General features: G+C 60.9%; 21 protein-coding genes, 1 pseudogene and 1 riboswitch. Of the genes and pseudogenes, 4 read left to right on the top strand and 18 right to left on the bottom strand.

Translation table 11 applies throughout. The annotated features are described in order from the left end of the window. Nucleotides 1–47 precede the first annotated feature (47 nt). The 11 genes from PY649_RS02340 to PY649_RS02290 all read right to left on the bottom strand — a co-directional run bounded on the left by PY649_RS02340 (nt 48) and on the right by PY649_RS02290 (nt 10,285). A complete protein-coding gene (locus PY649_RS02340; RefSeq protein ID WP_285866480.1) occupies nt 48–1,334 on the bottom strand; it encodes a beta-ketoacyl-ACP synthase in 1,287 nt (428 codons plus the stop codon). A gap of 12 nt (nt 1,335–1,346) precedes the next feature. Then, the gene (locus PY649_RS02335; protein ID WP_285866479.1) at nt 1,347–2,552 is read right to left on the bottom strand and encodes a beta-ketoacyl-ACP synthase; all 1,206 of its coding nucleotides are present in this window, start codon (nt 2,550–2,552) and stop codon (nt 1,347–1,349) included. Nucleotides 2,553–2,595: 43 nt separating this feature from the next. Next, nucleotides 2,596–3,069, bottom strand: a complete 474-nt coding sequence (locus PY649_RS02330; RefSeq protein ID WP_285866478.1) for a 3-hydroxyacyl-ACP dehydratase FabZ family protein — start codon at nt 3,067–3,069, stop codon at nt 2,596–2,598. Between the two features lie 122 nt (nt 3,070–3,191). Further along, nucleotides 3,192–3,476: an acyl carrier protein gene (locus PY649_RS02325; RefSeq protein ID WP_003495848.1), complete on the bottom strand. Its 285-nt coding sequence runs from the start codon at nt 3,474–3,476 to the stop codon at nt 3,192–3,194. 247 nt (nt 3,477–3,723) lie between these two features. Further along, nucleotides 3,724–4,152, bottom strand: coding sequence for a L,D-transpeptidase (locus PY649_RS02320; protein WP_285866476.1), 429 nt, complete (start codon nt 4,150–4,152; stop codon nt 3,724–3,726). A 121-nt stretch (nt 4,153–4,273) separates the two neighbouring features. Continuing rightward, the gene (gene cbiB / locus PY649_RS02315) at nt 4,274–5,254 is read right to left on the bottom strand and encodes an adenosylcobinamide-phosphate synthase CbiB (RefSeq protein ID WP_285866475.1); all 981 of its coding nucleotides are present in this window, start codon (nt 5,252–5,254) and stop codon (nt 4,274–4,276) included. Then, nucleotides 5,251–6,249, bottom strand: coding sequence for a threonine-phosphate decarboxylase CobD (gene cobD / locus PY649_RS02310; RefSeq protein WP_285866474.1), 999 nt, complete (start codon nt 6,247–6,249; stop codon nt 5,251–5,253). Before cobD ends, cbiB begins: the two co-directional genes overlap by 4 nt. Next, nucleotides 6,246–7,553, bottom strand: a complete 1,308-nt coding sequence (locus tag PY649_RS02305) for a cobyrinic acid a,c-diamide synthase CobB (protein WP_285866472.1) — start codon at nt 7,551–7,553, stop codon at nt 6,246–6,248. The genes cobD and PY649_RS02305 overlap by 4 nt, the downstream gene beginning before the upstream one ends. Continuing rightward, a complete protein-coding gene (gene cobA, locus PY649_RS02300; RefSeq protein WP_285866471.1) occupies nt 7,550–8,398 on the bottom strand; it encodes a uroporphyrinogen-III C-methyltransferase in 849 nt (282 codons plus the stop codon). Before cobA ends, PY649_RS02305 begins: the two co-directional genes overlap by 4 nt. 307 nt (nt 8,399–8,705) lie before the next feature. Then, on the bottom strand, nt 8,706–9,665 hold the full coding sequence (locus PY649_RS02295) for a nucleoside hydrolase (protein WP_285866470.1): 960 nt from the start codon (nt 9,663–9,665) through the stop codon (nt 8,706–8,708). A 215-nt stretch (nt 9,666–9,880) separates the two neighbouring features. After that, nucleotides 9,881–10,285, bottom strand: a complete 405-nt coding sequence (locus PY649_RS02290) for a cobalamin biosynthesis protein (RefSeq protein WP_285866469.1) — start codon at nt 10,283–10,285, stop codon at nt 9,881–9,883. 360 nt (nt 10,286–10,645) lie between these two features. Here PY649_RS02290 and PY649_RS02285 point away from each other — a divergent pair, with 360 nt between their 5' ends. The 3 genes and pseudogenes from PY649_RS02285 to PY649_RS02275 all read left to right on the top strand — a co-directional run bounded on the left by PY649_RS02285 (nt 10,646) and on the right by PY649_RS02275 (nt 12,709). After that, nucleotides 10,646–11,431, top strand: a complete 786-nt coding sequence (locus PY649_RS02285) for a TSUP family transporter (protein WP_285866468.1) — start codon at nt 10,646–10,648, stop codon at nt 11,429–11,431. A gap of 102 nt (nt 11,432–11,533) precedes the next feature. Next, complete coding sequence (locus PY649_RS02280) at nt 11,534–11,899, top strand: nuclear transport factor 2 family protein (protein ID WP_285866466.1); 366 nt, start codon at nt 11,534–11,536, stop codon at nt 11,897–11,899. Continuing rightward, a pseudogene (locus PY649_RS02275) lies at nt 11,896–12,709 on the top strand (helix-turn-helix domain-containing protein). The gene PY649_RS02280 and the pseudogene PY649_RS02275 overlap by 4 nt, the downstream one beginning before the upstream one ends. Nucleotides 12,710–12,771: 62 nt before the next feature. On the opposite strand, the gene PY649_RS02270 reads toward PY649_RS02275, so the two are convergent. Both PY649_RS02270 and PY649_RS02265 read right to left on the bottom strand, forming a co-directional pair. Next, entirely contained in the window at nt 12,772–13,881 is a 1,110-nt protein-coding gene (locus PY649_RS02270) for a DNA alkylation repair protein (protein ID WP_285866465.1), read from the bottom strand. Between the two features lie 8 nt (nt 13,882–13,889). After that, a complete protein-coding gene (locus tag PY649_RS02265; RefSeq protein WP_285866464.1) occupies nt 13,890–14,207 on the bottom strand; it encodes an antibiotic biosynthesis monooxygenase family protein in 318 nt (105 codons plus the stop codon). Between the two features lie 73 nt (nt 14,208–14,280). Here PY649_RS02265 and PY649_RS02260 point away from each other — a divergent pair, with 73 nt between their 5' ends. Beyond that, nucleotides 14,281–15,015, top strand: coding sequence for a helix-turn-helix transcriptional regulator (locus PY649_RS02260; protein ID WP_285866462.1), 735 nt, complete (start codon nt 14,281–14,283; stop codon nt 15,013–15,015). Here the strand turns inward: PY649_RS02260 and cobO are convergent, their stop codons facing one another. From cobO to cobU, 5 genes are read right to left on the bottom strand one after another with little or no spacing between them, the layout of a single operon-like run. Beyond that, nucleotides 15,016–15,660, bottom strand: coding sequence for a cob(I)yrinic acid a,c-diamide adenosyltransferase (cobO, locus tag PY649_RS02255; protein WP_285866461.1), 645 nt, complete (start codon nt 15,658–15,660; stop codon nt 15,016–15,018). Beyond that, nucleotides 15,657–16,256: a dimethylsulfonioproprionate lyase family protein gene (locus PY649_RS02250; RefSeq protein ID WP_285866460.1), complete on the bottom strand. Its 600-nt coding sequence runs from the start codon at nt 16,254–16,256 to the stop codon at nt 15,657–15,659. Before PY649_RS02250 ends, cobO begins: the two co-directional genes overlap by 4 nt. After that, nucleotides 16,253–20,389 (bottom strand): cobaltochelatase subunit CobN, encoded by a 4,137-nt coding sequence (gene cobN, locus PY649_RS02245; RefSeq protein WP_285866459.1) that lies wholly within the window; start codon nt 20,387–20,389, stop codon nt 16,253–16,255. Before cobN ends, PY649_RS02250 begins: the two co-directional genes overlap by 4 nt. 9 nt (nt 20,390–20,398) lie before the next feature. Next, entirely contained in the window at nt 20,399–21,448 is a 1,050-nt protein-coding gene (gene cobW, locus PY649_RS02240) for a cobalamin biosynthesis protein CobW (protein WP_285866458.1), read from the bottom strand. A gap of 5 nt (nt 21,449–21,453) precedes the next feature. Continuing rightward, nucleotides 21,454–21,981: a bifunctional adenosylcobinamide kinase/adenosylcobinamide-phosphate guanylyltransferase gene (gene cobU, locus PY649_RS02235; RefSeq protein ID WP_285866456.1), complete on the bottom strand. Its 528-nt coding sequence runs from the start codon at nt 21,979–21,981 to the stop codon at nt 21,454–21,456. 317 nt (nt 21,982–22,298) lie between these two features. After that, a riboswitch (cobalamin riboswitch) is annotated at nt 22,299–22,522 on the bottom strand. Between the last annotated feature and the right edge of the window lie 132 nt (nt 22,523–22,654).

Raw genomic sequence — 22,654 nt, 5'->3', positions numbered from 1 at the left:
TCCCTCGCCCCTCGGGCGCAATTATATTCTGTTTTTCAGACGTCCGATTAAGCCGGTTCAAGCGCCATGACAAGGCTGGCGTTCTGCCCACCGAACCCGAAAGAGTTCGAAAGGATGGCGCCCACCTGCTTTTCGCGTTTCTTGTTCGGCACGACGTCGAGAATGATCGACGGATCAGGATTGTTGTAGTTGATGGTCGGCGGCAGCGTGCCGGTCAGCATCGTCTGCAGCGAGAACACCGCTTCGACCGCGCCAGCCGCCGTCAGCGTATGGCCGATCATCGACTTGTTGGACGATACCGGGATGTTGGGCAGCCGGTCGCCGAAGACGGCGGACATGGATCCATATTCCATCTTGTCGTTTTCCGGCGTCGACGTGCCGTGCGCGTTGATATAGCCGATATCGGTCTCGGCCATCCCAGCATCCGCCAGAGCAGCGCGGATCGTTGCGATCGCCGGGCCGCCGTCCGGCGACGAGCGGGTACGATGGAAGGAATCGGCCTTGTCGCCGGCACCCTTCATGATGCCGAGGATCTTCGCGCCGCGGGCAACCGCCGCCTCCAGTGATTCCAGCACCAGCGTCGCGGCGCCTTCTGCGATGACGAAGCCGTCGCGGTCCTTGCTGAAGGGCTTGGATGCCTTGGTCGGTGGGTCGTTCTGCGTCGACAGCGCTGAAAGCAGCGAAAAGCGGATCAGCGCTTCAGCACTGAGCGAACCATCGGTCGCCACCGTCAGCGCCCGCGTCGTACGGCCCTGCCGGATTGCCTCAATGCCAAGCTGGATCGCGGTCACGCCCGATGCACAGGCGGTGGACAGGGTCACAGGCAGGCCGCGTGTGCCGAAACGGTCGGCAAGCCGCTCTGAAATGGCGCCGAACAGGGCTGCCTCATGGAAAGCCGGATCGGGGCGCTCACGCATCGCGGCGAGGAAGCGTTCATAGGCATCGCCCGGATGATCGGCCGGCGGCGAACGGTCGGCCAATTCGAAACGCGCGCTCCATTCCGGTTCGATCGGCGGAGCGGCAAGGAAAAGCGGTGCATTGAAATCGCCGGAAATGCCGGCCTGAGCGAGCGCCTCGATCGTGGTCTCGCGGGCGAAAGCATAGGACCGCTCGACGGCGTTCGGCACCGGGATGTCGATGAAATCCACCGTACCGGCAATGCGCGTCGAAAGACCATCGGTCGGGAAACGAGTGATACCGTGGATGCCCGACGTGCCCGATGAAAGCGCGTTCCAATTATCCTGCAGTCCCTGGCCAAGCGAGGTGATGATGCCCATGCCGGTAACGGCGACGATCGGGCGGCCAAGATGATCGTTGTAGGCGGATGCGGTCATGATCTTAACTCCTCACGCTTCGGCGGAAAGTACGGCGACACCTTCACCGCGCGCATGACCGACGGTGGTCACAACAGCTTTCTGCGCACCGGTATTCATCGGCTTTTCATGCGTGGCGTCAAAAGGCGGTACCTTGGCCTTATTGGCGACCGCGAGCGCCGCCAAGGCAAGTCCGAGCGGAAACTGGCTTTCAAGCCCGTGGCCGGAGACACCCGCATAGCCGCGAATGGCCGATGCCGGCAGCTGCGCCTCCAGCACGGACTTTTCGCGCGTCGCGAGATCGGGAATTGCCGTCGTTCCACAGAAGATGACGGTGCCGTCGCCCTCAGCGCGCTTGGCAGGTTCGAGCAAACGCTCCAGGCGCGCTTCGAGCTTGCCGCTGTCGCGGCTGCCGCGATCGCCTTCAATGGCGTCGATCGTTGCGTAAATGCGTGCGCCGCGGCCTTCGGCATGGGCACGCGATTCAAGCACGAGGAAGGCGCTGAGCGAACCCATGATCATGCCGCCGCCGTTTTCCGACTTGCGGGACCAAAGTGGGTGCCAATCGCCGATCGCGTGCGCGTTCACCGATTCGATCAGCAACACCATGTCGAGGCGCTCCGCAGAAAACGCGCCACCGACCAATGCGTGGCTCGATTCGCCCGATTTGATTCGATGGAAAGCGGTCTCGACGGCCGAAATGCCGGAAGCCTCCTCGCCCATGAAAGTGCGCGACGAACCCGTGACCTTATGGACGATCGAGATATTGCCGGCGAGCAAATTGGAAAGCTGCGCCAGGAACAGCGTCGGACGAAGCTCCGTCGTCAACTTCTCGTTCAGCAGCAGTTCGCGATCATTGCGCTTGAGGCCTTCATTGACGATCAGCGTATCGACATTGATGTCGCGCTCGCCGCCGCCGGCCGCAACGATCATGTCCATGCTGCCGCAAGCCTCGAGATCGTCCTTGAAGCCAGCGTCATCCAGCGCCAGGCCGGCTGTAAAGACGCCGATGCGCTGCCAGTTTTCCATCTGGCGCTGATCACCGCGCTTCGGGATCTGCTGTGACCAGTCGATCTCCGGCAGCGGATGCACGGGATAGGGCTTGAATTTTTCGGTTTCGACGATGGTCGGCGGCGCCTGTTCCGAAGTCAGCAAGGCGACGTGCGCATCCTTGCCGACACCCTGACAGGTGACGATGCCGATACCCGTGATCACCACATCATTCTGAGCCTTGCTCATTCATCAATCCTCTTAGAATGCGGCGCCATGCAAGCCTGAAACGTCAGCCATTGGCGGCGATGGCATCGAGAAGCCCGACCTCGCCCGCGCGCTTGCGCACGATATCGGCGAGCGGCACCTCATTAAACGGCATGGTGCGCAGCTTCAACTGCGCATCGCAGATCTTCTTCCCGGCTATGGTGATCCGCGCCTTCGTCACCGCAAAGCCCGAACCGTCATGCTCCAGTTCCGCCTCGATGTCGAGTTCGGCTTCCGGCTCGACGAAAGTGCGCATCTTGGCACCGTCGACCGACATCAGGAACGGCATATAGGCAAATTTCGTCGCCGCGAGCACAAGCATGCCCGACGCCTGCGCCATGGTTTCGATCAGGAGGACACCAGGAACAAGTGGCATGCCGGGAAAGTGGCCTTCGAAAACAGGGCTCTTTGCCGGGACGACCGAATGCGCCTTCAAAACGCCCTTGGATAGATCAACCGACTCGACCCGGTCAATCATCTGGAAATATTCCAGCAGCATCAACGCCTCCGATCCGACCCCGTAACGCGCTATGGCCCGGGCAGGATACGATAGTTAGGAACAAAACCGCCCGGCCGCCATATTCAGGGGCGGCTGGGCGTCAAAAAAAGCAAAGACGTTGCTTAGCCCTTCGCGGCGCGCAATTCGTCGATCTTGGCGCAGAGATTCTTGAGGACGAAGTATTCCTCGGTCGAAACCTTGCCTTCGTTGACTTCTTGCGTCCATTGTTCCAACGGAATCTTGATGCCGAATTCCTTGTCGATGGCGAAGACGATGTCCAGGAAGTCAAGGCTGTCGATGCCGAGGTCGTCGATCGTGTGGCTCTCTGGGGTGATCGTTTCACGGTCGATTTCGCTTGTTTCAGCGATAATGTCGGCAACTTTGTCGAATGTAGCAGTCACGCCCATACCTCTTGAAGTGATAATTCAACCCTCCTCATAGGGAAATCCATTCCAAAAGCCAATGGTTTCCGCCTGAGACCCCAGTAATTTGACGAAGCACTGTTGCTTAAACAGCAAAGATACTTCCGGTGCACAATTGCCGGAATAACGGCCGACATGCGAGCAAGATGCGGCAGTATTGCGGCTTGAAGGCAGTGCCGAGCAAATTAACCACAACCTTGCGCAGACCGTGGGAGCAAGGACCCAGCGACGATCATTGGCTGATAACGATGCGAGTATTGCGCAGCCCCGCCTCCGACGCCATAGAAAAAAATGTCGCCGCGTTGCGCGGCTCGAGACGTACGCAGCCATGGGAGGCCGGCCGGCCGAGATGTTTCAGCTCATAGGTGCCATGCACCGCATAACCGCCGTCGAAGAACACCGCATAAGGCATCGGCGCATTGTCGTATTTCTTCGAGCGATGATCGCGCGACAACCATTTCGCCGTATAGGAACCGGTCGGGGTCACATAGCCCGGGCGTGCCGTCGATATCTTCCAGCGATACTTGAGGACGCCATCCTCGGAAACGGTCATCGTCTGCGATCGAAGATCAATATTAGCAAGAACAGTTCCAGCCTGCGCCGAAGCGACATGAAGCTGCAGGCATAGACATGCGGCAGCGGCCGCCAATATTCGTTTCATCTTGTCCCCTCCATCGCTTGCTTCTTTTCGAAACAATTTCGATGAAAGGCAAAACTACCAGCTCTCAGATTATACTAGATTAATACAGATAGTGAGCGATTCGTTAACGAGGACCGACCGCTTACAGCAGCAACAGGAAGACGACGAAAGCTACCAGCGTCAGCATCGTGCATGCCGCATGGAAGATCGAGATACCGGCCTCGACATCGCTGACGGTGGCGGTATCGCGGCCGGAACCATTGATCATCGGTTCGAGCACGATCTCGCCACCATAGACGCGCGGCCCGGCAAGCTGGATATCCAATGCGCCCGCCATCGCCGCTTCCGGCCGGCCCGAATTCGGCGAGCGGTGCAGCCCGCCGTCGCGGACCGCAACGCGAATCGTATTGCCGAGCGCCGAAATTCCCTTCTTGGCGAGTGCGCCGGCGGCAATCAACAGGATCGACAGCCGCGCGGCCGGCCAGTTGGCGACGTCGTCCAACCGAGCGGCAGCCCAGCCGAAATCGATATAGGTCTCGGATTTATGACCGATCATCGAATCGGCGGTATTCAGCATCTTGTAGACAAACAGGCCCGGCAGACCAAAAATGGCATACCAAAGCGCCGGCGCCACGACGCCATCGGAAAAATTCTCGGCAAGACTCTCGATCGCGGCGCGGCAAACGCCGGGCTCATCCAGAGTTTCTGGGTCACGACCGACGATGCGCGATACGGCACGGCGTCCACCGTCCAATCCTTCGGTGCGCAGCGCCTTCGATACTTCGCCGACATGATCGGCCAAGCTCTTCTGCGCCAAAAAGATCGCCACCAGCCCTGCCTCGACCAAGATGCCGAGCCAGCCGAAAAAGACGAGCAGCCCATGCACGGCGAAGCCGGCTATGACCGCTCCGAAAAGCAGCGCAACGATCGACATCACGCCGTTGCGACGACGCGCGGGACCCGGCAGGTCCTTGGTGTTGAAATGGCGGTCGAAGAAGGAAATCGCCTTGCCGAACAGCACGACTGGATGCGGCACGCGCTGCCACAGCCAATCGGGGTCGCCGATAATGCGGTCCAATAGCAACGCCAGTATGAGGATGAGCAAGTGTAAGTCGATTGTCATATCGAATAATCCTCGAGCGCCCCGGCAAGCCTGCGATCGGCGTCCTCGTCTGGAGCAAGGCCGAAACGCAGCCAATTCGGCGCATAGTCGAACTTGCGGACGAGAACATGATGACGGCAGAGATGCGAATATATGTCGCTAGCATGGTCATCGGCAACCAGCGCGAACAGCCCCGTGCCTCCGATCGTCTTGAGTTTGGCTTGGCGAAGTACCGCATCCAGCGCAGATCTGCGATCGAGAACGCGGTTGCGAACGGTTGTCGTATCACCGGCCATAAGGGAGGCGGCCAGTGAAAGCGCAGGCCCGGAGACGGCCCAAGGGCCTAGCCAGTCTTCGAAACGCCCCAAGATCGAGGCTTCCGCGATCACGAAACCGAGGCGCAGACCGGCCAAGCCAAAAAACTTTCCGAAGGAGCGAAATATGATGAGGTTCGGCATGGAGGCAGCGTGCGGCGCAAGGCTGCTTTCGGGTTCCATGTCCCCGAACGCTTCGTCGACAACGAGCACGCCGCCGCGTTCCTGCAGCCGATCATGTAATTGCCGGAGGCGGGACACCGACAGCGTCCTGCCATCCGGATTGTTGGGATTGACGACGATGACCAGCTTGTGTTCGGGGGTAAGATCATCGATCTCGGCAATCCCAGGGGCCGGCAGCCCGGCGAGCGCAAAGGCGCGGGCATATTCCCCATAGGTCGGCGACAGGATGGCGGCATTGCCGGCCGATCGAAGTCGCGGCAGAAGCTGGATCACCGATTGCGTACCCGGGACGGGCAACGGCTGGACATCGCCGGTGCGATAATAGATCCGCGCGGCCTCCCTCGCTCGTTCCACGAGATGCTGGTCCGGCAGCCGATGCCATGCGGAAACTGGGATCTCTGGCAAAGCGATGGGATTGGGATTGATGCCCGTCGACAGATCGAGCCAGTCCTCCGGTCGCCCGCCATAAAGGCGAGCCGCTGCCGTGATGCCGCCTCCATGCGCAATTCTGTTGGTCATGCATCGTCACCGGCAAGGTCGATCAGGTGCATATAGGAACCGGCGACATTGCCGCGCTGCAGGCCCGCCGTGCCGAGATCGGCCCCGAGCGCGTCCTTGACCGCAAACAGCCGATCCGCCTCGCCTTCGGAGACGATGGTGGAGTAATGAAATTCGTGCGCGGTCATCGGCCGGTCGAAGAAAGAACCGGCAAGCGGCGCCACGCGCCGGTAACCGAGATGCCGCTGGCGCTTCTCATAGCTGGTGACGACCGGCAGCAGGCCGAGCATTTCATGGCGTATACCGGCGGCATCCACCAATCCATCGCCAAGCACCATATAGCCGCCACACTCGCCATAAATTCGCGCACCGCGCTCGGCTGCAGCCTGTATAGCCCCGTGAAAATGAGTCGCGGTCGCAAGCTTGCCTGCATGCAGTTCCGGATAGCCGCCGGGCAAGTAGATAGCGTCCGTGTCCGCCGCCGGAGCCTCATTGGCAAGCGGCGAAAAAAACGAAATCTCCGCCCCCCGCCGCCGCCAGCCGAGCAGCATGTGCTCGTAACAGAAGGCAAAAGCGATATCGCGCGCCACGGCGATGCGCTGTCCGAACGGCATCAGCCGGGCAATGTTGGCGGCCGATGGCCGCACGATATTCTGGTGTGCGGCACGCAGCAGCAATCCGAAATCACACGCTGTGGCCAGCGTCTCCGCCGCGTGTTCGATGAACTCTTCCAGCCCGTTGTGTTCCCCAGCCTGCACCAGCCCCAGATGCCGTTCAGGCAGCGTGAGCCCCTTGTCGCCGCGAATGACGGCGGCAACGGGAATGCGCACGGCCTCCAGTGCCCGGCGCAACATCGCTTCGTGCCGGTCGCTGCCGACGCGGTTGAGAACGACACCGGCGATGCGCACATCGGCGCGGAAATTAGCAAAGCCGCTGACGAGAGCGGCAACCGACTGGGACATGCGCGAAGCATCGACCACCAGCACCACGGAAAGCCCAAGGAAAGCGGCAAGATCGGCCGGTGTGCCGGAACCATCAGCCGCTCCGTCAAACAGCCCCATCATGGCTTCGATGACCAGCATCCGTCCGCCGGCGCGATGCAGCGCCGAATTGGCGGAAATCAATTCGGGTCGCATGGCCCAGGGATCGAAATTGAGGCAGGGCGAACCGCTGGCAGCGGCGAGGAACGCGGGGTCAATATAGTCAGGGCCGGCCTTGCCCGGCGCCACCGCGATTCCTTTTTTCCGTAACGCCCGCAACAGGCCGAGCGTAACCGTGGTCTTGCCCGAGCCCGAGGCCGGCGCGGCGATCAGCAGGCCGCTCATGCCGACACCTTGTGAGCCGCCGCCGCCCGCACCTCCGTCTCCGGCAGGAGCTGACGGCCGGACAGAGCACCCAGCCAGTCGAGGGAAGGCCGCAACCGCACAACATCACCGACCACGACGATCGCCGGCGGCTCCAGGCCGGACGCCGCAACATCGTCCTCAGCCCTCCCGAGCGTCGTCTCCAGCACCTGCTGCGCAGGCGTCGCGGCATTGCAGACGAAAGCGACCGGTTCATCGGCCGAGCGGCCGGCGGCAATGAGGTTGGCGCTGATCTGAGCTATATGCTTCATTGCCATATACATGACGATGACCGGCGAGCCCTTGCCGACCGCCTCCCAATTGATCGCGTCCGGCACAACGCCGGAGGAATCATGGCCTGTCAAAAAAGTAACAGCATGATTGACGTCACGATGAGTGACGGGAATGCCGGCATAGGCGAGACCACCGATACCGGCGGTGATGCCCGGCACGATGCGGAATGGAATACCGTGTTCGACCAGCGTCAAGGCCTCTTCGCCACCGCGCCCAAAAACAAAGGGATCGCCGCCCTTCAGCCGCAACACCCGCTTGCCCGCACGCGCCAGCTCGACAAGACGCAGCGAAATATCCCGCTGCCTGGCCGACGGCTTGCCGCCGCGCTTGCCTGCATATTCCAGCATCGCACCTGGATTGGCGAGTTTCAGGCAGTCCTCGTTGACGAGCGCGTCGTGCACGATGATATCCGCCTCCGCCAGTCCTTTGGCCGCAAGCAAGGTCAGCAGCCCGGGATCGCCCGGCCCGGCGCCAACGAGCCAGACGGAGCCCGGCTCGAGCGCCGGCAGATTGGAAAATGCGGTATCGTTCATCCCACCTGTCCTATGCCCGGATGGGCAAAATTGCAATCTTGAGAATGGGATAAGGCGGCTTCGGCTCGCCCCCCATTTCTATCCCAGGATGATAGGACAGAGCGGGTCTCTGCAGCAGCGACGCTGCGCTATTCCCTTTTCCCAAGGCGACGAAGACGCCGGAAGGAAGAAGACGATTCACTGCTTTAAATGTCTGAATCTAATTCTCTGAAAGCCAACACAAACATTTGATAATATTATAAAACAATTTGCCTTGAGGAAGAGGCATTTTGGAGAGGGCAGCCGAGCTGCCCTCTCCAAACCAACCTTAGTGGTTCACCTTGCCGAGAATCACATCGCGGATCAGGTCTATAACCGCTTTCGAGCGAATACCGGTGCAGACGATCTGGCTCGGCAAATTGTCCCATTCGCTCGGCGGAAAGCGTCGTCCGTTCTGCTTGACGATCGTCTGGCCGTCGGCAATACCGCCACAGACGACGCGCACGGAACCCTCGATCGTATCGAACAGCTCCGGTGCCACGACATAGACGCAGGCGCAGCTATCATGCACCATCATGCCGTCGTCCACCGCATGGCTGTAGAAATCGATATAGGACTGCGAAAGGTCCGACAGCAACTGCACGGACGGGCCGCCGGCCTTCGCCATGTCGGCAAGATAGCTGCGGCTCATCGTCGTGATCGCGGTCACGTCGAGACCAACGACCACGACTTTCCAGGATGCGGTCAGGACGGCATCGGCGGCTTCCGGATCGCCATGGATATTGGCTTCGGCCACGGGCGTCACGTTGCCCGGAACATAGAAGTTGCCGCCCATGATGACGACGTCTTTCACCAGCTTGGCGATCTCAGGGTCGTGCTTCAGCGCCAACGCCAGATTGGTCATGCGGCCGACGGCGACCAGGGTCACCTCACCCGGATTGGCGCGGACGGTATCGATGATGAACTGATAGGCCGGGCGCGGATCGGTCGGCAGATCGATCGTCGCCGGCACCTCGACGTCCCCTAGGCCGTTATGGCCGTGTACATAGGTCGGCCAAGGCCGCTCCTTCCGCGACGGATCGAATGTGACGCTGGCGCCACGGGCAACCGGGCACGGGATGTTCCACTCGCGCTTCAGGAACAGCGCATTGCGAGTCGTCGTATCAACCGAAGCGTTGCCGAATACCGTGGTGACGCCCAGCAGATCGATATTCGGATGACGGTGCAGAAAGAGAAGTGCCATAGCATCGTCGACGCCAGGATCTGTGTCGTAAATGATCTTGTGCATGATTTTTCCTTGTTATCCTTTTGATTAAGCTTGATCTTATCCAAAAGCCGCGCAACACTTTTGGGGGATCATGTGTGCGAGGCTGCCGGGAGATGCGAGAACCGCGATTGGCGAAATCGCCACCATAGCTACGGCCGCCAGTTCCGCAATATCGGATGCAATCTCGCGTGAATTCGCCACAGATTGCGACAAATCGATGCCGGCGAACCGAAAATTCAACCGATTTTCGCAATTGCTGCGGTGGAAAAGCCGGATTTGATTTTCGGAAGCACGAGTTCTGCAATGGGTCCGGCGGCAGCCAGCGCGGCGGCCTCAGCGACGCCATGGCAGCCGACGCGAGAAAAGACGAGTTCGGACGGATTTTTCAAACGCGGCGTCTCGCGCTCCAGCGTTGCGGCGTCGAAAAAACGCAGCGGCAGGCGAAGATGAGCAGCCGTCTCCAGGATCGCCGGCTCGTTGCTACGCGTATCGATCGAGGCGATCGCAAGGATCTGGTCGGTCGCTATCCCGCTCTCCCGCAAGGCCCTTTCAGCAAGCAAGCGCATATCGGTCCAGTCCGTACCGCGCTCGCAGCCGAGGCCAAGGATGTAGCGGCGGGTCATAGGATCAGGAATCGTCATGGGGCCTCAGCGACGGCGGTTATGATTGGCACGTTCTCCGTTGCTGCGCCCTTGTGCCTAGCCCCTCACCCTAGCCCTCTCCCCGCAATGCGGCGAGAGGGAACTACAGCGCCTGAGACTCCTGCTCACCATCGAGTGACAAGGACCTGTTGGTTTGCTCCGTCGTCCCCTCTCCCTGTTCCAACGGGAGAGGGCTAGGGTGAGGGGCCATGCACAATGCTGCGGCAAAAACGCACTCACCTAATCACTTACAGAACCATCCCACTGCCCGTCAATTTCGCCGGGTGTGTCACTATGGCAATTGCCCTGATGCACTCGCAGTGCCAGAAGACGTCTCAATTTCACGCCCGAGTTCCCGCCTTGCAAGACATCACCCTTCATCTGCTGCTTCTGCTCTTCGCCGCCGCCTTCTTCGCCGGTTTTGTCGATTCGATCGCCGGCGGCGGCGGACTGATCACCGTGCCTGCCATGCTGCTTGCCGGCATCCCGCCATTGCAGACGCTCGGCACCAACAAGGTGCAGTCGATCTGCGGCGCCGCATCCGCGACCATCGCCTATGCCCGCCAGGGCCATGTGCGGCTGCGCACGCAATTGCCGATGGCCCTGATGGCGGTTATCGGCGGCATGCTGGGCGCAGCACTGGCGACGATCATGCCAGGCGATGTCCTGCGCATCATCCTGCCATTCCTGCTGATCGCCATCGCCCTTTATTTCGCCTTCAAGCCCAATCTCAACGATATGGAAAAACACGGCCGCATGAGCGCAGCGCTGTTCGGCTTTACCTTCGTACCGCTGATCGGCTTCTATGACGGCGCCTTCGGCCCCGGCACCGGCTCGTTCTTCATGCTCGCTTTCGTCACACTGGTCGGCTTTGGCATGCTGAAGGCGACGGCTCATACGAAGCTATTGAATTTCGGCTCGAACCTTGGCGGCCTGATCGTCTTCATCTTCTCTGGTGTCATCCTCTGGAAAGTCGGCCTCACCATGGGTCTCGGCCAGTTCCTCGGCGCCCAGGCCGGCTCACGGCTCGCCATGCGCATTGGCGCAAAGCTGATCAAGCCGCTGCTGGTCATCGTCTGCATCGCCTTCGCCATCAAGCTGCTGGCCGACCCGACCAATCCCGTTCGCGTCTGGCTGGCGCTCTGATCGCGGGGGCTTTGATTACCTGCGACGTAATTGATAGTGCCGAGGGGCTCGCCCATGATCGCCTTGCCTGAACGGTTCAGGCGATCCAAAGGAGTTGACCCGATGACCGATGCGACAACCATTGCCGAACGCTATCTCGCCGTCTGGAACGAGACCGAAGCCGAACGCCGCCGCGCCCTCATCACCGAGGCCTGGACGGAATCCTGCAGCTACGTCGATCCGCTGATGCGTGGTGAAGGCCACGAGCAGATCGATGCGCTGGTCGCCGCCGTGCATACTCGTCTCCCCGGCTTCCGCTTCAAGCTCGCCGGCCTGGCCGATCGCTACGGCGACAACATCCGTTTCTCCTGGAGCCTCGGGACGGAAGGCGAAGAGCCTCTGATCAAGGGCACGGACTTCGCCATTCTCGACGGCGAACGGCTGAAAACGGTTCACGGCTTTCTCGACCAAGCGCCGGCGTCCCTATGATGATGCCAGCCCGCTCTCTCGGCAATTTTCTGCGCGAATGGCGGCAGCGCCGTCATTTGAGCCAACTCGAATTCGCCCTTGAAGCCGAGATATCGCAACGACATCTCAGTTTCATCGAGAGCGGGCGCGCCCTTCCGAGCCGCGACATGCTGATACATCTCGCCGAGCGCCTGGGCGTGCCGCTCAGGGACCGCAACCCGATGCTGCTGGCCGCCGGTTTTGCCCCCGGTCTTCCCGGAACGCTCGCTGGACGATCCGGCGCTGGCTCCCGCGCGCCGGGCCATCGACGTGGTTCTGAAGGGCCATGAACCCTTTCCGGCATTGGCGATCGACCGGCATTGGACCCTGATCACAGCAAACGCCGCTGTCGCGCCCCTGCTCTCCGGCGTCGCGGATGTCACGCTGATTGAGCCGCCGGTGAATGTCCTGCGGCTCAGCCTGCATGCGAACGGCCTTGCACCGCATATCTTCAATCTTCCGGAGTGGCGGGCGCATTTGCTGGAAAGGTTGCGCCAGCAGATCACTGCCACCGGGGATGCGGTGCTCTCCGATTTGCACAGGGAAATCTCGGCCTACGCCGCACCCACAGCGCATAAACCAAGCTCACCCAACCGCGATTTTGCGGGTATCGCCGTGCCTTTGGAACTCATCATCGACGGCGCACGCCTCTCGTTCATTTCGACCACGACTATCTTCGGCACGCCCGTCGATATCACCCTGGCAGAGCTTGCGATCGAATCCCTTTTTCCTGCGGATCAGGCAACCGCCGAGGCGTTGAAAGAGATGGCGGCAGTCGTGCGGGATAGCTGAGACAGGCTAGGCGCGTTCAAATTCCAGTAGCGCGTCCGACACCAGGCTAGCATTTTCAGCCGCTAGTCCAGCACGAACTCCCCAACTTGCATCGCGACACCATTCACCATGGCTTCGACCCGATGGAGACCGGGATAATGTTTCCGCGTCGTCAGATCGTCCAGGCGCAACACCTTTGAGAATTGGGCGGTTTCACCGGGTGCCAATGAGACCGACGTCAACTTGAACACCTTTGGCTTTGCCGAGCCGTTCGCCTTGACGAAGTGCACGGCAAAATCGACCAGCAGAGACTGCGCAGCTTGTCCATCATTGACAAGGGAAAAGCCGATGCGAACGACATCGCCCATCTGCGCCTTCGCTGGCATTATCTCCGCGCTGCCGACGCGAATGCCTTCTGCCGCGGTATACCCCATGGCCCCGATCGCATCGGCTTCGCCACGCTTGACGGCGGAGCGCAGCGCATGACGGATCAGGCGCTGACGCTCCTCGGGCGCATCCACACTCCAGCGGCGTACAGTATCGATGAGAAGGCCGGGATGATCCTTGCCGATATCGTTGAGATTATTGGCGACGGAACGACGAACATAAAGCTCCGGATCGTCCTTCAGCAATTCCAGCAGCTCAAGCACAGGCGCTGGATCGGCCTGGAAAGCGCGAAGCCGCTGTGCCCATGGAAGACGTGGCCGTGTACCTTCAGACACCAGCCGCCGGACATGCACATTGGCGTCGCGGGCCCAGATGCGCAGCCGCTCCAACGTCTCCGCCTGCCTTTTGTCGAGAAAGGTGCGGATGGAGAATTCGGCGGTAAAACGCTTCGTCAGCTCATATTGCGCCCGCATGGACGGCTCGAAGTGATTGATCCCGTTGTCGGCAACGAAGATCGTGTGCGGCAGATAAAGAAACGGCGTCATGCCGAAATTGTCGCTGCCATCCATTTCCGGCCCAAGCGAGCGAATGAGAATATCGACCGCCTCGGGATATTCCACGGGCAAAAACGCCTTGAGCTTGCGCGCAATCGCTCGCCCGCGGTCCATCAGCTCCAACGGCTCGTATCCGTCGAGCGTCGCCGCGATGAAACCTTTCCGGTCGAATGCCGGATGCACCGCCCCGATCATTTCGGCGATGCGGGCCGGCACCTCGGCGCCGAAACGATCCTTCAGGCGTTCAGCCATTGTATCCCTCAAAAGCTCCGCAGTTGTTCGAAATGCAGTACGCTGGTGCCGGCATTGACGGCATCGATCTGCATATGATCGAAATAGTCGAGGCAATCCTTGCTCGCATGCACCTTCGGCAGAGCGGCCACCGCGTCAGCATGAGAGCGCCACCAGATGACATCGACATAGGTGCCATCATTGCCGCGCACCAGTTCGCGGTTGAGATAGCCGGGCTGCCGCCTCAGAAAACGATCCTGCATCCTCGCAGCCGCTTCGAGAAGCGCGCCTTCGGATACGTCGGCGCGAAGCTTGAACGGCGCCCATTCCATAACTTTTCCCGTCATCGTCTCTTCCTCGGGTTCGGTCGGATGGCGGTGGTCTATTGCCTAATAGGACAGATAACGACATATTTCAGCCATGGCGCGCACGGCAGATGGAACAAGGCTGAACAGGCTGGAGGAGCTGAAAGGGCTGCTTCGCGAACGTGAGCACGCGACCGCCGCTGAACTTGCAGCCGAAATGGGCGTCAGCCTGCGCACCCTCAACCGCGACATTGCGCTACTGCGCGAAAGCGGCCTGCCGATCGACGCCGACCGTGGTCGTGGCGGCGGGATGCAGTTGCACCGTAGCTGGTCGCTCGGCCGGCTGCATCTCGATCATCTCGAAACCATCGACCTGCTGCTCAGCATCACCATTGCCGAAAAAGTCGGCTCGCCTTTGCTTTTGCAGCATCTGACGTCGATAAAACGCAAGGTGTCTGCCGCCTTCGCGGAAGGCTATCAGGGCCGCATCCGCGACCTGCGCCGCCGCATCATCGTCGGCGCGCCGGCAACGCTCAACGTCGTCAACAGCTATGTGCCGCCAAGCCGCGCCAATCTTGCGCTGATATCCCAGGCCTTCTTTGAGCAGCGGCAGGTGATCATCGATTACGAGGCCGGCGACGGCGTTGTCACCAGCCGCCGGATTGAGCCGCAGTTCCTCTATTTGAATGCGCCCGTCTGGTATCTCATTACCTGGGACCATCTGCGCGGCGACATCAGAACCTTCCGCGTCGACCGCATCCGCACGGCCGAACTCCAGCCGGCAACCTTTCGCGTCGGCGATCCGAAGATCTACATCGCCTCCGCGGACCGAAGTGCATCGCTGCTCTAATTAGAACTCGACGCCCGGCTGCCCCTTGATGCCGGAGCGGAACGGGTGCTTGATCAGCTCCATTTCGGTGACGAGATCGGCGATCTCGATCAGCTCTTCCTTGGCGTTGCGGCCGGTCAGGACCACATGCGTCATATGTGGCTTCTCCGTTTTCAGGAAGTCAAGGACGTCTTTGATATCGAGATAATCGTAACGCAGCGCGATGTTGATCTCGTCGAGCAGAACCATCGAATTGCGTTCGTCGCGGATCAGTTCCTTGGCCTTTTCCCAGGCAGCACCAGCCGCGGCGACGTCACGGGCACGATCCTGCGTCTCCCAGGTGAACCCCTCGCCCATGGTGTAGAACTGGCAGATATCGGAGAAATGCTTTTCGATCAGATCGCGCTCACCGGTCCACATCGCGCCCTTGATGAACTGCACCACCGCACAGGGCTTCCCGTGGGCGATATGGCGGAAAATCATGCCGAAGGCGGCCGACGACTTGCCCTTGCCCTTGCCGGTATGGACGATGACCAGGCCCTTTTCGTCCGTCTTCGTCGCCATGATCTTGTCACGCGCGGCCTTCTTCTTGGCCATCTTGTCGGCGTGGCGTGCGTCATCGTTCGCCGGTGCCTCATTGCCTGATTCGACCGTTTTTTCGCTCATTCTTGTCTCCCTGCAATTATCGATTTCTGTGCCAGCGGTCCGCCACGCCAAAGATAGAGCGCCACCAGCGGCGTCCCCTCGGTTCGCATGGCATGGCGAATATTGGAGGGGTGGTGAATGATCTCGCCTGTCCAGCGCGGCAGGAAGGCTTGGCTATCCTTGCTCCACAACGACCCATCAGTCAGCGGAATATAGATTTCCTCGGCTAGATGATGATGATCCGGATAGTGCACATCCGGTCCGAGCAGCAGGAAGCCGCCGGCGATTTCGTCGCTCACGAAGTGGCCGCGCGTACCAAAAAGCTCGACCCAGCCGTATTTCTGCAGAAAATCGGCGCCGAAATCGGCGATACTATAGGTTTGAGCCCAGTGCAATGCGCTGGCAGCGCCCACGAGGCTGGAAAACAGTTCACCCTCCGCAGCGTCGGCCGGCTGGCGGAGCCCCTTCAGATAGTCCACAACCGGCAGACTGTGGGCCGCAAGCATCCGCTCGTCCGTCCGCCAATCGACACCCTCGACGAAACGCCGCAGCGCGGGATCGCTCCGTGAAGTGATGTAGTGGTGAAAAGCCCGCCGAAGATCATCGATCACACTCACGCCAGGACCTCCCTATCCCCAGTCAAAGCCTGCAGATCGAATTGTGCCGAATTGCTGCGTGGCGTCCATAGCTGACGATCGATCGCCTCCAGCAGGCGCTCTTTCAACTCCTCCAAAGCCGCCGGATTCTTCTCCGCCATGAAATCACGCACCAGGGGATCGACGACAAAGGCCTGATAGACCGCCTCGAAATGATGATTGCGCACGGCACCCGTCGTCGCAGCGAAGGCGAAGAGATAGTCGACCGTGGCTGATATCTCGGAGGCACCTTTGTAGCCGTGGCGCATGACTCCATCGATCCACTTCGGATTGACGACGCGGCCGCGCACGACACGGCCGATTTCCTCTTCCAGTGAGCGGACGACTGGCTTTTCCGGCCGGGAATGGTCGTTGTGATAGATCGCAGGCCGTGCGCCGGCAAGCTGCTCGGCCGCGGCCGCCATGCCACCCTCAAACTGATAGTAATCGTCGCTGTCGAGCAGGTCGTGCTCTCGATTGTCCTGGTTCTGGACCACCGCCTGGATCGAGCGCAGCCGCTCCTCGAATACGCCGCGCTCGGCTTTACCGTCCTCGCCGGCACCATAGGCATAGCCGCCCCAGACGAGATAGGCCTCGGCCAGATCGGCGCGCCGCTCCCAACCCTTTTCGTCGATCAGCGCCTGCAGACCGGCCCCATAGGCACCGGGTTTAGAGCCGAAGATGCGGTAACCGGCGCGCCGGCTGGCCGAAACCGCGTCCAGTCCGGCAGCTTCCAGCCGCGTAATCTCGCCCCGCATGCGCGCCGCGATGGGATTGTCGATGGCATCCTCATCCAGCGATCCAACCGCGCGGATCGCCTTGTCGAAAAGCGCAATCTGCTCTGGAAAGGCATCCCGGAAGAAGCCGGAAATCCGCAGCGTCACATCGACGCGCGGCCGGCCGAGCTTGGCCGGTGGAATGATCTCATAGCCAGTGACACGCCGCGACGTCATGTCCCAAACCGGCTTGACGCCGATCAGGGCCAACGCCTGGGCAACATCGTCACCGCCGGTACGCATATTCGACGTGCCCCAGGCTGTCAGCCCGAACGAAACCGGCCACTCGCCGTGATCCTGCACATAGCGGCGGATCAGCAACTCGGCCGACTTCTTGCCAAGCTCATAGGCCGCCGGCGTCGGCACGGCGCGGCTGTCGACGGAATAGAAATTCCTCCCCGTCGGCAAGACATCCGGCCGCCCACGCGTCGGTGCACCAGAAGGGCCTGGCGACACGAACCGGCCATCGAGGCCTTTTATCAAGGCGGAGATCTCGGCATCTCCGCAGGCGAGAATCGAAGGTTTCAGGCGGGTTTCGATTTCGGCAAGAACGGAGCTGGTTTGCAGCCAGCCCTCGGGACAGGCGATTTCGCCTGCCACGAGTTTCGCAGCCAGGAGTTCGATACGCTCGACTGTATCGCCCAGCGTGCGCCAGGGAGCGTCGGAACTATCAGCGAGAATGTTGGGGCGGTGGCCAGTCCATGTTGCGGCCATATCGCAATCCAACGGATCGAATGGCGTATGCGGAGGAATACCCCCCTCTGTCAGCTTCGCCGACATCTCCCCCACAAGGGGGGAGATCGGTGGGAGTATACCGCTCTGCTTTCCCAAATCGCCCCGCACTGCATCAACGGATGCAATCTCCGTTTGATACGAGGAAACGCCTTGGGCGAACGATCTCCCCCCTTGTGGGGGAGATGTCGCGAAAGGTCCGAAGGACGAGGGGGGTATCGGAGCCTCCGCTTTCTCCGGTCCGAACGCATCCCGTGCAATCGCCCGCTGCAAGCTCTGATCGCCACCCTCGCCGAGTCCTCGCGGCACACGCGCCAGGGCCACCGTCAAATCCGTCAGCAGCCTTCCGGATGGCGAGACGCCGAAGACATGCAATCCGTCGCGGATCTGCATTTCCTTGAGATCGCAGAGATAGGCATCGAGTTTCTTCAGCGCCTCATCCTCGCCTTCGCCCTTGGCAATGCCGGCATCCTGATCGAGGCCGATATCGGCGACCAGATCGAGGATCTGCTTGCGCAGGAGACGAATGCGGCGGGGATCGCCGCCAGAAGCCTCGTAATATTCATCCACCAGCGCCTCGAGGTCCTTGAGCGGACCATAGCTTTCGGCGCGGGTCAAAGGCGGGGTCAGGTGGTCGATGATGACTGCGCTCGCGCGGCGCTTGGCCTGCGTGCCCTCGCCAGGATCGTTGACGATGAACGGATAGAGATGCGGCAATGGCCCGAGGATCGCTTCCGGATAGCAGGTCTCCGACAACGCCAAAGCCTTACCCGGTAGCCATTCGAGATTGCCGTGTTTGCCCATGTGGATGACGGCATGCGCGCCGAAAGATTTGCGCAGGAATGCGTAGAAGGCGAGATAGCCATGCGGCGGCACGAGGTCCGGGGAATGATAGCTTTCTTTTGGATCGATATTGTAGCCGCGAGCCGGTTGAATGCCGACCAGCACATCGCCGAAACGGGTGAAAGGCAGGGCAAAAGCATCATCGCGAACATAGGGGTCGCTCTCCGCATCTCCCCAACGAGCAGTGATCTCGTCCTGAATCTGAATCGGAAGAGACGATAGGAAATATTTGTATTCGCTTATAGAAAGCGTCTCGTGAACGACCTTACCGTCGTGGCCGGAATTGGTCGGCCCGTCCATCAAACGACGCATCAGCATATCGCCGTCAGCAGGCAAATCGGCGACTGGATAGCCCGCCGCCTGCATCGCTCTCAGCACTTCCATCGTGCCCGCCGGCGTATCGAGCCCGACGCCGTTACCGAGCCGTCCGTCGCGATTGGGATAGTTGGCCATGACCAACGCCACCCGCCGATCTCGCGGCGGAGTCTTGCGCAGATGCGTCCAATTGGCCGCCAATCGTGCGGCATAGCGCATACGGTCCTCAGCCGGCTCGCTCGCAACGATGTTGGCCTCGACGCGATCATCATAATGCGCTGCCGCCTTGAACGAGACGGCGCGGACAAGCACGCGCCCATCCACTTCCGGTAGCGCGACATTCATGCCGAGATCGCGCGCCGATAGCCCCTGCGACGAGGCTTCCCAAGCCTCCCGGGAGGAGGCGGAGAAGATCGCCTGCAGCACGACAGCGTCGCTCGCCTCCAACACGGTCGGCTGGCGATCAGCCCCCGGCGCCGAAACCGCAAAGCCGGTCGTGTTGACGACGACATCCGGCTTCAGCTCGGCGAAAACGCTTTCGAGAATGCCGACTGAGACGGGGTCCTTGAGGCTATAGGCAAACACCGGCAATGGCCGCATGCCTTCGGCGATGAGCGCCTCGATCATGGCTTCGACGGGTTTGGTTTCGCCGCTCTGCACGAGAGCGCGGTAGAAGGAAATGGCGACCGTCGGGGGTTCGATTGCCGCTGCGCGCGACGAACCCTGTATCGCCCCCTCACCCGGCGCTGACGCGCCACCCTTTCCCCGCCGGAGCGAAGGTATAGATACTCCGCTCTCGATTTCCGCCTTCTCCCCTCGGGGGGAAGGTGCCCGAAGGGCGGATGAGGGGGGGTCCCCATATGACGCAGAAAGTCTCCTCCACTCCTCAATCCCGATCACACCCCTGCCCGGCCACCAGATCCCCGCCTTCATCAACGGCGCTGCCGGCGTCGGTTTCTCCGCTCCCGACAGCATCGCCTCGGCGTAAGCGAGAAATGCCCGCGAATTGGCGTCGCCCCCTTCGATCAGATAGGACCACAGCGCATTTAGGTCCTCGAGCGCGACATTGGAAAACGGCGTGAGCCCAGGATCGGGTTTCGAATCCCCGGGCAGCACTGCGATGAGCGCGCCGCTACGAACAGCGCAGGCATGCAGCGCCTCGAGCGCATAGTGAAAATAGCTGGCCCCGCCGAGCGCTCGGACGATGATCAGCTTCGCATGACGCACCGTCCGTTCGACATAGGCGTCGACGGACATGGGATGCTTGAGACTCATCAAGCTCGCAAGTCGCAGCGAAAAAGCAGCTTCCGCCGGCCTATGGGCAGTGGCTATCGCCGCAAGCTCGGTATCGGCCGCTGACAGGAATAGGATATCGCCCGGCGACTGGCCGAGATCGATCGCCTCCTCGCCGTCGCTGATTGTTCCCTTTTGGGCTAGGAGGAGATGCATGGCTTCGCCTTAGACCAACGCTTCTATCGCCTTGCGCACGATCCCCTCATCCATCTCGTGCAGACCAATCACCACGAGCCGCGTCGCGCGCGCTTCGCCCGGCGTCCAGGCGCGATCGAAATAGTGGTCAATGCGGCTGCCGACGGCCTGGATCTGCAGGCGCATCGGCTTGCCGGGCACATCGACGAAGCCCTTGAGGCGCAGGACATCGTGTTCAGCAATCACGCCCTTCAGCTTCTCGATAAAGACGACCGGATCGGCGATCGGGCCGAGCTCGACGACGAAGCTGTCAAATTCGTCATGATCGTGCGGTGTGCCGTCCTCATGCTCCAGCTCGTGATGCGATTTGCGGTTGGCAATGTCGCCCTCTGTGCCGATGCCTAGGCCGAGCAGGACGGCGGCCGGAACGACGCCGTTCTTCGCTTCGATAATCGTCGGCTTGCGGGTAGTGCGGGACGCAACTTCGGTACGGACGCGACCAAGGCCGGCGACATCGATCAGGTCGGTCTTGTTGAGGACGATGAGATCGGCACAGGTCAACTGATCCTCGAACAGCTCCTCGATCGGGCTTTCGTGATCGAGCGATTCGTCCTCTACACGTCTGGCTTCGACGGCATCATGGTCATCGGCGAAACGGCCGGCGGCAACGGCTGCGCTATCGACCACGGTGATGACGCCGTCGACGGTGACCTGGGTCCGGATATCCGGCCAGTTGAAGGCGGCGACCAGCGGCTGCGGAAGAGCGAGGCCGGAGGTCTCGATGACGATATGGTCGGGACGCGCTTCACGCTCCAAAAGCTTGGCCATGGTCGGGATGAAATCGTCCGCGACCGTGCAGCAGATGCAGCCATTGGTCAGCTCGATGATATCGTCCTCGGTGCAGTTCTCCGCGCCGCAACCCTTCAGCACGTCGCCGTCGACGCCGAGATCGCCGAATTCGTTGATGATCAAGGCGATCTTCTTCCCGCCGGCGTTCTGCAAGAGGTTGCGGATCATCGTCGTCTTGCCGGCGCCAAGGAAGCCGGTGATGACGGTGGCGGGAATCTTTTCCTGGTTCATGCGGATCAACCCTTCATTTTCAGCGGCAGTCCCGCCGCGATAAAATAGACTTCGGCGCTCGCCGCCGCGATCATCTGGTGCAGCCGGCCGGCATGATCGCGAAACTCGCGCGCCATACGGTTTTCGGGCACGATGCCGAGCCCGACCTCGTTGGAAACGAGGACAAGGCGCGCCTTTGCGCCCGGTAGAAATTCGGTGAGAGCGGAAAATTCCGCCGCGATATTGCGCTCGGCCATCATCAGATTGGTAACCCAGAGCGTCAGGCAATCAACGAGAACAGCGCGGTCTTCGCTGTCGATTGCCGCCAGCCGCGCAGTCAGATCGAGCGGCTCCTCATGCGTCGTCCAGAGCAGATCGCCGCGATCGGCGCGATGCTGGGCTATACGATCGCGCATTTCGTCGTCCCAGGCCTGGCCCGTCGCCACATAGTGACGTTCCAGGCCGGTGTCCGAGATCAGCGATTCGGCGAATCGGGATTTGCCGGAGCGTGCGCCGCCGAGAACAAGAGCGGCGCGGGACGATGAGGATAGCATCGGCTATATCCGTCCCAACACAAAAGCGACGGCCGGCGCGACGCTGCGGAAGCCGAAAGGCAGGCGCTTGCACGCCAAAAACTCGTTTCGCGCCATGACAACCTCCGTGCTGGCAACGGGACATCCGTCCCTGGGGTGGGCCTTGTGCCCGGCACGTATGGCAGGTCTCCTGGCTCGCGGATGAGGCACAGCTAGCGGGGGCGGACCGAAATCGATCGCCCCCGATCCTGCACCAGCGGATCTCCCTCACCTTCCCGGCAAACATCATGAAAAGGCGGACGATTCGTAGAATTAGAGGCGTCCAGCCCTGGTTGATCATGATGCCACACCAGTGGCTTTTCCGGCTCGAAGCTGCTTTCGCCTGCCCGCACCATGCAGCGCCATCAGCGAAACACCCTCAGACCGGATGGAAGACCCTGACCGCTCTACAGTCGCGGGGTCGGCTGTGATGAGAACGCCCGAGTTGGGTCCGCCCCTTCACATTCCCTTTTCATCCCATGCGGCAGATCGCCGCTCGGGAACCATTCGTTATGCCGTAATGATTAGGCTTTCGGCCTGCGCAAGTCAATCAAGGCGGCAGATACGACATCGGCTGTCCCGACAGCGAAATTGGCGCAAAAGTCGTGGGTTTCTGCGATCTTTTTGCCGTATTTCTTTGATGTTAGGAGTTTAT

The organism is Rhizobium mayense, assembly GCF_030272705.1.
Lineage (GTDB): Bacteria > Pseudomonadota > Alphaproteobacteria > Rhizobiales > Rhizobiaceae > Rhizobium > Rhizobium mayense.
This window is presented reverse-complemented; position numbering and strand designations above follow the sequence as displayed.